Source organism: Caulobacter sp., assembly GCF_017744445.1.
In the GTDB taxonomy this organism is placed as follows: domain Bacteria; phylum Pseudomonadota; class Alphaproteobacteria; order Caulobacterales; family Caulobacteraceae; genus Caulobacter.
Map to the genome: position 1 here is coordinate 1 of NZ_JAGIBH010000028.1, position 11351 is coordinate 11351.

At 67.7% G+C, this 11351-nt stretch carries 11 protein-coding genes; 7 read left to right on the forward strand and 4 right to left on the reverse strand.

Annotation, left to right across the window (positions count from 1 at the left end; translation table 11 throughout):
• Positions 1-347: 347 nt before the first annotated feature.
• Positions 348-1106: a class I SAM-dependent methyltransferase gene (locus J7528_RS23025; RefSeq protein ID WP_291879503.1), complete on the reverse strand. Its 759-nt coding sequence runs from the start codon at positions 1104-1106 to the stop codon at positions 348-350.
• A gap of 170 nt (positions 1107-1276) precedes the next feature.
• On the opposite strand from J7528_RS23025, the gene mutM reads away from it, so the two are divergent.
• Entirely contained in the window at positions 1277-2140 is an 864-nt protein-coding gene (mutM, locus tag J7528_RS23030) for a bifunctional DNA-formamidopyrimidine glycosylase/DNA-(apurinic or apyrimidinic site) lyase (protein ID WP_291879506.1), read from the forward strand.
• 29 nt (positions 2141-2169) lie between these two features.
• On the opposite strand, the gene J7528_RS23035 is transcribed toward mutM, so the two are convergent.
• Positions 2170-2985: an NAD(P)-dependent oxidoreductase gene (locus tag J7528_RS23035; protein WP_291879508.1), complete on the reverse strand. Its 816-nt coding sequence runs from the start codon at positions 2983-2985 to the stop codon at positions 2170-2172.
• Positions 2982-3362 (reverse strand): MarR family transcriptional regulator, encoded by a 381-nt coding sequence (locus J7528_RS23040; RefSeq protein WP_291879509.1) that lies wholly within the window; start codon positions 3360-3362, stop codon positions 2982-2984. The genes J7528_RS23035 and J7528_RS23040 overlap by 4 nt, the downstream gene beginning before the upstream one ends.
• Before the next feature lie 198 nt (positions 3363-3560).
• Here J7528_RS23040 and J7528_RS23045 point away from each other — a divergent pair, with 198 nt between their 5' ends.
• The 4 genes from J7528_RS23045 to J7528_RS23060 all read left to right on the forward strand — a co-directional run bounded on the left by J7528_RS23045 (position 3561) and on the right by J7528_RS23060 (position 7217).
• Positions 3561-4349 (forward strand): enoyl-CoA hydratase, encoded by a 789-nt coding sequence (locus J7528_RS23045; RefSeq protein WP_291879511.1) that lies wholly within the window; start codon positions 3561-3563, stop codon positions 4347-4349.
• Between the two features lie 137 nt (positions 4350-4486).
• The gene (gene rpsT / locus J7528_RS23050) at positions 4487-4762 is read left to right on the forward strand and encodes a 30S ribosomal protein S20 (protein ID WP_291879514.1); all 276 of its coding nucleotides are present in this window, start codon (positions 4487-4489) and stop codon (positions 4760-4762) included.
• A gap of 414 nt (positions 4763-5176) precedes the next feature.
• On the forward strand, positions 5177-6655 hold the full coding sequence (gene dnaA, locus J7528_RS23055) for a chromosomal replication initiator protein DnaA (RefSeq protein WP_291879517.1): 1479 nt from the start codon (positions 5177-5179) through the stop codon (positions 6653-6655).
• A gap of 100 nt (positions 6656-6755) precedes the next feature.
• On the forward strand, positions 6756-7217 hold the full coding sequence (locus J7528_RS23060) for an NUDIX domain-containing protein (RefSeq protein ID WP_291879520.1): 462 nt from the start codon (positions 6756-6758) through the stop codon (positions 7215-7217).
• Here the strand turns inward: J7528_RS23060 and J7528_RS23065 are convergent.
• On the reverse strand, positions 7214-7831 hold the full coding sequence (locus J7528_RS23065) for an alpha-ketoglutarate-dependent dioxygenase AlkB (RefSeq protein ID WP_291879523.1): 618 nt from the start codon (positions 7829-7831) through the stop codon (positions 7214-7216). The genes J7528_RS23060 and J7528_RS23065 overlap by 4 nt on opposite strands.
• A gap of 126 nt (positions 7832-7957) precedes the next feature.
• Here J7528_RS23065 and J7528_RS23070 point away from each other — a divergent pair, with 126 nt between their 5' ends.
• Positions 7958-10582: a M1 family metallopeptidase gene (locus tag J7528_RS23070; RefSeq protein ID WP_291879526.1), complete on the forward strand. Its 2625-nt coding sequence runs from the start codon at positions 7958-7960 to the stop codon at positions 10580-10582.
• A 402-nt stretch (positions 10583-10984) separates the two neighbouring features.
• Positions 10985-11351 (forward strand): Hsp70 family protein (locus J7528_RS23075; RefSeq protein WP_291879528.1); only part of this gene is annotated, 367 nt, incomplete at its 3' end.

Consider the following 11351-nt stretch of genomic DNA (forward strand, 5'->3'; position numbering starts at 1 on the left):
CCCTGAAACACGGGACGAAGCCCAGGCGGCGAGGGATCGGCGGACGCGGCAGGCCCGGGCTGAAATCGCCCGGGCGGTCCGGAGAGCGCCAACTCTCCGCCCGTCGGGGGCCTCCATCGGAGCCGGTTAAAAATCGGCGATCCGAAGGCTTCCGGATAACGGCCACGCGAAGCGTCTGCACTTCGTCGAAACGGTATTCAAAACCGCAAATCCTCCGGGCGAGGCCCGGGCGCTTCGCACCCTTCCCATCAGATCGCAGCTTAGGCGCGGGAGCGCACCCACTTGCCCCCTACGACCGCTTCGCGATCGTCTTTCCCCGTAGGGGGAAGAGGCCGGCCGCCCGGCCCCTAGACCGCCCAGCCCTGGTGCATGGCCGCGACGCCGCCGGTGAAGTTGGTGATCGTCACCCGCTTGAAGCCGGCGTTCTCCATCATGCTCGCGAAGGTCTTCTGGTCGGGAAAGCGGCGGATGCTCTCGACCAGGTACTGGTAGGCGTCGCGGTCCTTGGCCAGCCACTCGCCGAACTGGGGGATCAGCTTGAAGGAATAGGCGTCATAGGCCTTGGACAGGGCCTCGGTGACCGGCTTGGAGAATTCCAGGCAGATGAAGCGGCCGCCGGGCTTCAGGACGCGCCGGGCCTCGCGCAGGGCCGCGTCGATGTCGGTGACGTTGCGGATGCCGAACGAGATGACATAGGCGTCGGCATAGGCGTCGGGCAAAGGCAGGCGCTGTGCGTCGCCGACGGTCCAGGTGATCTCAGGCGCGCCGCCCTTCTCGATCCCGGCGCCGATCATCTCGGCGTTGTAGTCGATGATGTTGATCAGGGCGTCCGGACCGCCCCGACGCTCCTGAGCCGCCCGGGCCATCTTGGCGAAGCGGCGGGCCATGTCGCCGGTGCCGCCGGCGCAGTCGATGATGATCTCGCCCGGCTGCGGGTTCAGGCGCGCGGCCACCGCGTCCTTCCAGAGCCGGTGCACCCCGCCGCTCATCACGTCGTTCATCAGGTCGTAGTTCTTGGCGACCCGGTCGAACACGCCCCGCACCAGCCCGGCCTTGGCCGAAGCGTCGACGTCCTTGAATCCGAAGGTGGCGGAGGCCTTGGTCATGCGCGTGCTCGAAATCGACATTCACAGGTGACTTGGGGGCGCGGCCCCGCTTCGTCCGCTCTTATAGCCGCCCGCGCCTCGCCGTCACCGGTTTTGCGTCGGCCGGGCCTAGGAACCGGACGCGGCATGCCCGATATCTGGCGCCTCAAGCCATACAACCGAGGTCCTCCTTGCCCGAACTGCCCGAAGTCGAGACCGTGCGCCGCGGCCTGGAGCCGGTGCTGAGCGGCGCGCGCCTGGCCCGCGTGCGCGCCAACCGTCCCGACCTGCGCTTCCCCCTGCCCGAGGGCTTCGTCCAGCGCCTGAGCGGCGCGAAGATCCTGCGCCTGGACCGCCGGGCCAAGTACCTGTTGGCCCCGCTGGACCGGGGCGACACCCTGGTGATGCACCTGGGCATGACCGGGCGGTTCGAGATCGCGACCCCGGAGGGCTCGATCAGGCCCGGCGATTTCGCCCGCGAGGTCAAGCCAGACGACAAGCACGCCCATGTCGTGTTCGAGACCGAGGCTGGCGCGACGGTGACCTACTACGACCCCCGCCGGTTCGGTTTCATGGACCTGGTCGCCACCGACCGGTTGGACCGGCACCCCTGGTTCGCAACCATGGGCCCAGAGCCGCTGGGCGAGGCCTTCGACGCCAAAACCCTGGTCGCCGCCTTCAACGGCCGCAAACAGGGCCCCAAGACCCTGCTTCTGGACCAGAAGACCGTCGCGGGCCTGGGCAACATCTATGTCTGCGAGGCCCTGCACCGGGCCCACATCTCGCCGTTCAAGCCGGCCGGCCTGATCGCCGGCAAGCGGCTGGGACCCCTGACCACGGCGATCAAGGACGTGCTGGCCGAGGCGGTCGAGGTGGGCGGTTCGTCCCTGAAGGACTTCGCGGCCGCCGACGGGGCCCTGGGCTATTTCCAGCACCGCTTCCGCGTCTACGACCGCGAGGGCGAGCCGTGTCCGACGCCGGGGTGCAAGGGGACGATCGCCCGCGAGGTCCAGGCTGGACGCTCGACCTTCTTCTGTCCGGTCTGCCAGGTTTAACCCAGCCGAGCCGCCCACCCGGGCGGGCTTTACATGAGGTCTTCCTGCACGGCCTGGTGGACGGTGCGCACGGTGGGCTGGAAGCCGAGGCTGCGGGCGAGCGAACCATCCACGTGAAGGCGCCAGGGGTTCGTCAGCGGCTCGGCGGACGACGCCATCGTCCCGCCGGCCAGCGCGACGAGTTCGAAAATGGAGGTCGGGGCGTCGTCGACGATATTGACGATGCGTCCGTCCATCGCCCCGGCCATGGCAAGGGTCATGGCGCCGGCGATGTCGCGATGGTGGACCAGGCTCATCCTCTGGGCGGGATGCATCCCGCCGCTCACCGCGTGCCCGGGCAGGGCTTCCAAATGTCCGTCCTGGTCGCCATAGACGAAGCCGAAGCGCTGGATCGACCACGTCAACCCGCTGTCGCGCAGCACGTTCTCGGCCGCGAGCTTGCTGGCCGGATAGGCCTGCTTCGGATCGGCGTCGTCGTCCTCACGGCCGGGGCGAGGGCTGTGGGCGTCATAGATGTTGCTGGTGCTGGCCATGATGAAGCGGGCGTCTGGGGCGTGAGCCTTCGTCGCGGCGATCAGGTTCCGAGTTCCCTCGAGATTGCTCCTCCAGATCAGATCGGCGTCGGGCGAGCGGAAAACCGCGGCGAGATGGATGATCGCCGAGACGCCGGTCACCGCCGTGACGAGCGACGCGGGATCAAGGAGGTCGCCCTCGAGCGCGCTCGCCCCATCTGGAGCGGGCCTGCCGCTCCGGACGAGCGCGCGGCAATCCAGTCCGGCCTCCACGAGGCGCGGCAGAAGCCGCGCGCCCACCAGGCCGGTCGTGCCGGTCAACAGGATCGTCATGCGCCCGTTTCTCTTCGCGAATGATTGTCGAGCCGCTCGGTGGCGGTCCTGAGCACCCGTATCGCGATGGCGAGATCGCCTTCGTCCACGTCGCCGAACGCCACCTCTTGGATGAAGGAGAGGTCTGGCAGCGCGTCCCACAGCGCCTGGCCCGCCGGCGTCATCCGAAGGAGCTTCCGGCGCTGATCGACGTGGTCCGGGACCTGCTCGACCAAGCCCTTGCGGACGAGCGTCGCGACGACGACGCTGAGGGTGGCGCGTTCGACCTGAAGGCTTCGCAGCAGTTCGCGCTGCATGGTCGGTCCATCCCGGGCCAGGTGGTGCAGAACATACCATTGGGTCGATCCCAGCTCGTGCGGCCGGAGAGCGTCGTCCATCAAGGCGCGACCCGCGAAATAGCATCGCTTGGCCCAGGCTCCGACGGTGTCATGTCGTGAGGCAGAGGATTTGTTAGCCATCTAACAATATTGTTAGGCGCCAAACATGATGTCAAGCCGTCGAGACGTCTCGCGTGCGGCGGGGCTCCCCAACGCGGCGCGCCCCTCTATAAAGGCGACGCCAACAGGAGACCGTCGATGGCCGAGTATCAAAACCTGATCGTGGAAGCGCCGGAGAGCGCGCCTGGCGTGGCCCTGGTTCGGCTGAACCGGCCCGAGGCGCTGAACGCCCTGAACACCGCCCTGCTGACCGAACTGGCCGCCGCCCTGGCCGCCGCCCAGGCCGACGACGGCGTCGGCTGCATCGTGATCACCGGCTCGGCCAAGGCCTTCGCCGCCGGCGCCGACATCAAGGAGATGTCGGACAAATCCTACGCCCAGATGTTCAAGGACGACTTTTTCGCCGCCGGCGCGCGGGCGATCGAGGGCACGCGCAAGCCGATCATCGCCGCGGTGGCCGGCTACGCCCTGGGCGGCGGCTGCGAGCTGGCGATGATGTGCGACTTCATCCTGGCCGCCGACACGGCCAAGTTCGGCCAGCCCGAGATCAATCTGGGCGTCGCGCCCGGCATCGGCGGCACCCAGCGCCTGACCCGCCTGGTCGGCAAGTCCAAGGCCATGGACATGATCCTGACCGGCCGGATGATGGGCGCCGAGGAAGCCGAGCGCGCGGGCCTGGTGTCGCGGATCTTCCCGGCCGAGACCCTGATCGACGAGGCCCTGGCCGTGGCGGCCAAGATCGCCGCCCAGTCGCCCCTGGCCACCGCCATGAACAAGGAGTTGGTCAACGCCGCCTACGAGACGACCCTGTCGACGGGCGTCCAGCTGGAGCGGCGCCTGTTTCACTCGCTGTTCGCCTTCGACGACCAGAAGGAAGGCATGGCGGCCTTCGTCGAGAAGCGCAAACCGGCGTTCAAGGGGTCGTGAACGGCCGTCCGAGCGGTGCGCGAGATTCTGGCCTGTGGGTGGATTGACCCCGGCCGGTCGTTCCCGTATATCCGCGCGCTCTTGATTTCTCCTGCTTCGCGGCCGCCCGCGCGGCTGTCCGTTTGAAGGTCCACCTCATGGCCAATAATCCCGGCGCCAAGAAAGCGATCCGCAAGATCGCCCGTCGCACCGAAGTGAACACTGCTCGCCGCTCGCGCGTGCGCACCTTCCTGCGCAAGTTCGAAGACGCCCTGGCCGCCGGCGACAAGGACGTCGCCAAGGCCGCGTTCATCGAAGCGCAATCGGAACTGATGCGCGCCGTCTCGAAGGGCGTCGTCCACCCGAACACCGGCTCGCGCAAGGTTTCGCGCCTGGCCGCTCGCCTGAAAAAGCTTGATCAGGCCGCTGCCTAATCCAGATTCTTGCCGAACACCGTTCGGCTAGCGAATTCAAAGACTTAGAGAAGCCGGTCGAGGAAACTCGGCCGGCTTTTTCTATTGCGTTTTTCTAAAGTCCAGATTGTCCACGAGACATTCCGCTCGGTGAACGCCGGGCTGCGAAATTGCATTCCCTTGGCCCGCGAGGACGTCTGTCGAGTCAACAGAAATATCCGCCGACGGACTCAAGTTTTCCGTTTGACCGGCCCGGGCCGCTGGCTAATTTGAACGTCTCAACGCTCTTCCAGTCCATGGAGATCACTGGCGGCGGCGGAACCCTTGCGTTCGCCGATCAACCCCCTGTGTCTGCTGGACAAGAAGGTTGAGGCACGGTCGTGCGCCATGGGGGGCGGCGATCGGGGATGACACGACATATCGAGGCGGTGACCGATGACGACCAAAGGCGGGGTAGTGACCCAAGAGTTTTCGGCTGCGTTCTCCACCGTCGCCTGCGAGCCTGCGGGCGTCGTCTGGAACAAGGTGTGCGTTGTCCTGAAACGCGAGCTGGGTGACGCCGCCTTCGGATCGTGGATCGCGCCCGCCACCCTGCGCGAAGGCCAGGCCGGCGACGTCGTGGTCGTGACTCCGACCGGCATCGCGCGCGACTGGATCCGTCGCAGCGCGTGGCGTCGCGTCAGCGAGCTGTGGGCCGCCAACGATCCGACCTCGCGCCGTCTGGATCTGAAGTCGCGCCTCGAGTTCGAGGCGGCCAACGGGACCGCGTCGGGCGGCTTCGAGGCCAAGGCCGAGCCGATCGAGATCGCCCTGCCCGTCTCCAGCGACGTGCCCGCCCTGGCTCCGGCCGCGGCCTCCGGCGCCAAGCCCTCCCCTGTCCAGGGCCTGCAGGAACGCTTCACCTTCGACACCTTCGTGCCGGGTCCGGCCAACGAATTCGCCCACGCCGTGGCGCGCCGCGTGGCCAGCTGGGCCGACGGCCACTTCAATCCGGTGCTGTTCCACGGCCCCTACGGCTTCGGCAAGACCCACCTGCTGAACGCCCTGGCCTGGGAGGCCATGCGCCAGGCTCCGACCAAGCGCGTGGTCTATCTGACCGCCGAGCGCTTCCTGTCGACCTTCGTGCGCGCGGTAATGGATCGCCAGACCGCGGCCTTCAAGGAAGAGCTGCGCGGCGCCGACCTCCTGATCATCGACGATGTTCACTTCATCGCCGGCAAGCAGTCGAGCCAGGAAGAGCTGTTCCACACCCTGACCGCCCTGGTCGAGGACGGCCGCCGGGTGGTGTTCTCCTCGGATCGCGCCCCGGCGGCGATGACCGAGATGGACGCCCGCCTGCGTTCGCACCTGCAGGCCGGCCTGGTCTGCGGCCTGGAGCCGGCCGACCGCGCCCTGCGCATCGGCATCCTGGAGCGCAAGCTGCAGTCGCTGTCGCGCCAGCACGGCTTCGACCCGACCCTGCGCCCGGAAGTGATGAACTTCCTGGCCGACCGCTTCACCGACAGCGTCCGCGAGCTGGAAGGCGCGCTGAACACCCTGTCGGCCCGGGCCGGCGAAGGCGTCTCGCGCCTCACCCTGGACGAGGTCCAGGCGATCCTGCGTCCGCACCTGCGGGCCGGTGAGAAGCGCATCACCATCGACGACATCCAGAAAGCCACGGCCGAGCACTACGGCATGAAGCAGGCCGACCTGCTCAGCGAGCGCCGCAACCGCGCCATCGCCCGTCCGCGCCAGGCGGCCATGTGGCTGGCCAAGCAGCTGACCACCCGCTCGCTGCCGGACATCGGCCGTCGCTTCGGCGGTCGCGACCACACCACCGTCCTGCACGCCGTCCGCCGGATCGAGGCCCTGCGCGCCGAGGACGCCGCCCTGAGCCAGGACCTGGAGACCATCACCCGCAAGCTGCGGGGGTGATGCGGGCGAGGCTGGCGCGCCGGTCTCAGCAACAGTCCAAATGGAAACGGCCGCTCCGAAAGGGGCGGCCTTTTTCGTCCCGCGCCCATAGACTGGACGCATGCGCGAGCGCCCGTCATCCCGCCTGCTGGTGATCGATCCTGAGGATCGGCTCCTGCTTTTCCGCTTCGAACACAGGGCCGGCCCCCTGGCGGGGCAGGTGTTCTGGGCCACGCCGGGCGGCGGCCTCCACCCCGGCGAAACCTATGAAGACGCCGCGCGCCGGGAACTGCTCGAGGAAACGGGCCTGGGCATCGATGATCCCGGCCCCCAGGTCGCCCAACGCCGCGTGGAATTCCGGACGCCAGACGGCGAGAGGGTGGCGGCCGACGAGCGATTCTTCCTGATACGCATCGCGGCGTCCGAGATCTCTCGAGACCGCTGGACCGATCTGGAGCGCGAGGTGATGGCCGAGCACCGCTGGTGGTCGGCGGCGGATCTGCGATCGACGACCGATCAGGTCTGGCCGGACGATCTCGCGGACCTGTTGGCCGCCGCCGGGGTCTGGGGCGGGCTCGGCTAGGCCAGCCGCGCCCGCCGCAAGGTGATGTTGATCCGCCCTCCCCCCGGCACGAGCGACGAAGACCCCGGCAGGATCCGGTCCACGCCGTGGAAGGCCAGCCGAGCCGGTCCCGACAGGCGGCAGACGTCGCCCGACGACAGCCTCAGCGACTTGGTCGGGTCCTTGCGCGAGGTCCCGCCGATCCGGAACACCGCCGTGTCGCCCAGCGAGACCGACAGCACCGGGAAGCGCGGATCGGCCTCGTCGCGGTCCTGGTGCAGACCCATGCGGGCCTCGTCGCGATAGAGGTTGATCAGGGCCGAGTCCGGCGGCGTCTGCGGATCGCCCAGGTCCGCCCAAAGATCGAGCAGCGCCTGCGGCATGTCCGGCCAGGGCCGGCCGGTGCCCGGATGGCGGTCGGCGTAGCGGTAGCCGGTCTTGTCGCTGGTCCAGCCCAGCGGGCCGAAGCTGGACATGGCCACGCTCATGGCCTTGCCGTAGGCGGTCTCGTAATTCGTCGCCGGCGCGACCTCGAAGGCCGCCAGGGCCAGGCGCGTCAGATCGTTCTGGGCCTTGGGGTCCAGCAATCCGGGCCAGAGGTCGAAACCCGGCAGAACGCTGATCGGTTTAATCATTACGTAGATTTAATGGGTCAGCCGCGTCGGGACAGTGTTGGTTTGCGCCCCGGGGGCATCCTGCCGAACAATTTTTGCAATCCAAGGCCGTTCATGCGTCGACTTCTCTCCTCCGCGGCTGCCGCCGTGCTCGTTTTTGCCGCCGGCTCGAGCTTGGCCGCGACCACCGCGGCCGCGCCGGCCTCCGGAAAGTCGGCGGTCACGGCCGCCACCGTCACCACCCAGCTGCCGCGCGGCGTGGTTCCGACCCATTATGATCTGGCCTTCACGCCCGACGCCGACAAGCTGACCTTCACCGCCTCGGTGAAGATCGCCGTCGACGTGGTCAAGCCGACCAGCACCATCACCCTGCACGCCGCCGACCTGGCGTTCTCCAAGGTCGAGATGGCCGGGGTCGGCGCCGCCAAGGTCACCGTCGACGCCGAGGCCCAGACGGCCACCTTTACCTTCGACAAGCCCGTGAGCGCCGGCGCCCACGTCCTGGCCATCGACTACAGCGGCAAGATCTACAAACAGGCCGCCGGCCTGTTCGCTCTCGACTACGACACCGACCAGGGCAAGAAGCGGGCGCTCTATACCCAGTTCGAGAACAGCGATGCCCGCCGCTTCATCCCCTCGTGGGACGAGCCGTTCTTCAAGGCCACCTACGACGTCCAGGTCACCGTCCCGACCGGCCAGATGGCCATCGGCAACATGCCCATCGCCAAGACCGAAGACCTGGGCGGCGGCAAGTCGAAAGTGACCTTCGCCACCTCGCCCAAGATGTCGACCTATCTGCTGTTCTTCGGCCTGGGTGACTTCGACCGCGCCACCGCCAAGGTCGGCGACGTCGAGATGGGCGTGATCACCAAGAAGGGCGACCTGGCCAAGGCCGACTTCGCCCTGAAGTCCTCGGGCCCGATCCTGCAGTGGTACAACGACTATTTCGGCGCGCCGTATCCGCTGCCGAAGCTGGACCACATCGCCGCTCCCGGCCAGAGCCAGTTCTTCAGCGCCATGGAGAACTGGGGTGCGATCTTCTATTTCGAATACGCCCTGCTGGACGATCCGGCGATCTCCACCCAGAACGATCGCGAGAACATCTACACCACCGTGGCCCACGAGATGGCCCACCAGTGGTTCGGCGACCTGGTGACCATGTCGTGGTGGGACGACCTGTGGCTGAACGAGGGCTTCGCCTCGTGGATGGAGGGCCGGGCCACCGAGCACTTCCACCCCGAATGGAACACCCAGCTGGGCGCCGTGGGCGGCCGTGAATACGCCATGGGCCTGGACTCGCTGGCGACCACCCACCCGGTGGTCCAGCACGTCGAGACCGTCGACCAGGCCAGCCAGGCCTTCGACGGGATCACCTACCAGAAGGGCGAGGCGGTCATCCGCATGCTCGAGGCCTATGTCGGCCACGACGCCTGGCGTGACGGCGTGCGCGCCTACATCAAGGCCAACGCCCACGGCAGCACCCAGACCGACGATCTGTGGCGCGAGGTCGAGAAGGCCGCCGGCAAGCCGATCACGGCCATCGCCCACGACTTCACCCTGCAGCCGGGCATCCCGCTGATCACCGTCGATACGGGCGCCTGCGCGGCGGGCAAGACCCCGGTCACCCTGACCCAGGGCGAGTTCAGCCGCGACAGGCCGACCAAGACCCCCCTGGCCTGGCGCGTGCCGGTCTCGGCCCAGGTGGCCGGCTCCAGCACCGTGGCCAAGACCCTGGTCGTCGGCGGCAAGGGCTCGCTCAGCGTCGACGGCTGCGGTCCAGTGATCGTCAACGCCGGCCAGGCCGGCTATTTCCGCACCCTCTACACGCCCAAGGCTTTCGCAGGCGTGTCGGCCAGCTTCGCCAAGCTGCCGGCCATCGACCAGCTGGGCGTGATGTCGGACGCCTGGGCCCTGGGCCTGAACGGCCAGCAAGCCGTCACCGACGCCCTGGATCTGGTCATGGCCACCCCGGCCGACGCCGATCCGCAGGTGTGGGGCAAGGTCGCTGGCGTGCTGACCAATGTCGACGGCATGTACGAAAGCGCGCCGGCCGACCGCGCCGCTTTCCGCAAGCTGGCCATCGCCCGTCTGTCGCCTGTGTTCCAGAAAGTGGGTTGGACGGCCAAGCCGGGCGAGACCGGTCCGGTCGCCACGCTGCGGACCACGCTGATCAACAGCCTCAGCATCCTGGGCGATCCGGCCGTGATCGCCGAGGCCAAGCGCCGCTACGCCGCCGACAAGACCGACCCGGCCGCCGTCCCCGGTTCGCTGCGCAAGGCGATCCTGGCCTCGGTCGGCCGCAACGCCGACGCAGCCGCCTGGGACGCCCTGCACGAACAGGCCAAGGCCGAGAAGACCCCGCTGATCCGCGACCAGCTCTACACTCAGCTGGCCTCGGTCCAGGACAAGGCCCTGGCGGCAAAGGCCCTGGACCTGGCCCTGACCGACGAGCCCGGCGAGACCCTGTCGGCCAACATGATCTCGAAGGTGGCGCAGCTGCATCCGGACCTGGCCTTCGACTACGCCGTCGCCCACAAGGACGCGGTGAACGGCAAGGTCGACGCGGCCTCGGCGACCAAGTTCATCCCCGGTCTGGCCAGGGGCTCGGCCGATCCGGCGATGATCGGCAAGGTCCGCGCCTATGCCGAGGCAAATCTGCCGGCCGGCTCGCGTGGCGAAGCGGAGAAGTCGGTGGCCTCGATCACCGACCGCATCAAGGCCCGCAAGGCCGCCCTGCCGGCGATCACCGCCTGGGTGTCCAAGAAGGGCTGAAGCCGAAAGCCGAGGTGCGAACACGCTCTCTGAATGGATTCAGCGAACGCGAGGTGAGGCTTTCGGGCCGCTCTCGCCGCCTATCTGACGGAAGGGCCGCGCTTTTTCGAGCGCGGCCTTTTTCGTTTCGGGCCAAGATTCCCCTTCATTCCCTGCGGGATTGGGCTTGCAGGCCGGCGCCTATCCCCCATATCGGCTTCGAAGCGGGGTTGACGGGCTCGTCAACTTCGATTGAACGAACGCTTTCCGCTCTGACGTCGTTTGGTAGACGCCGTCCGCGCGGTAAGGATTTGGATCAACCGTTAGAACGCGACCAGACGGGGACGGCTCGAGAAAAACCGGGGCGCTTGCCTTAAGGCCCTTGTCACCGCCGTCCGCCAATCAGGAGCTGCAGGTCTCAACATGAGCAAGATTATCGGTATCGACCTTGGCACCACGAACTCGTGCGTAGCCATCATGGACGGCAAGACCCCGAAGGTGATCGAGAACGCCGAAGGCGCTCGCACCACCCCTTCGGTCGTCGCCTTCCTCGAGGACGGCGAGCGCCTCGTCGGCCAGCCCGCTAAGCGCCAGGCCGTCACCAACCCCACCAACACGTTGTTCGCGATCAAGCGCCTGATCGGCCGCAACGCCAGCGACCCGGTGGTGGAAAAAGACAAGGGCATGGTGCCCTACGAAATCGTCAAGGGCCCGAACGGCGACGCCTGGGTGCGCGCCCACGGCAAGGACTACAGCCCGCAGGAAGTGTCGGCCTTCATTCTGCAGAAGA

Bases quoted from the DNA above. Each gene is read 5' to 3' on its own strand.
- J7528_RS23025 (WP_291879503.1), bottom strand. From the start codon at position 1,106: ATGACCAAGGCCTCCGCCACCTTCGGATTCAAGGACGTCGACGCTTCG.
- J7528_RS23035 (WP_291879508.1), bottom strand. From the start codon at position 2,985: ATGACGATCCTGTTGACCGGCACGACCGGCCTGGTGGGCGCGCGGCTT.
- J7528_RS23040 (WP_291879509.1), bottom strand. From the start codon at position 3,362: ATGGACGACGCTCTCCGGCCGCACGAGCTGGGATCGACCCAATGGTAT.
- J7528_RS23045 (WP_291879511.1), top strand. From the start codon at position 3,561: ATGGCCGAGTATCAAAACCTGATCGTGGAAGCGCCGGAGAGCGCGCCT.
- rpsT (WP_291879514.1), top strand. From the start codon at position 4,487: ATGGCCAATAATCCCGGCGCCAAGAAAGCGATCCGCAAGATCGCCCGT.
- dnaA (WP_291879517.1), top strand. From the start codon at position 5,177: ATGACGACCAAAGGCGGGGTAGTGACCCAAGAGTTTTCGGCTGCGTTC.
- J7528_RS23060 (WP_291879520.1), top strand. From the start codon at position 6,756: ATGCGCGAGCGCCCGTCATCCCGCCTGCTGGTGATCGATCCTGAGGAT.
- J7528_RS23065 (WP_291879523.1), bottom strand. From the start codon at position 7,831: ATGATTAAACCGATCAGCGTTCTGCCGGGTTTCGACCTCTGGCCCGGA.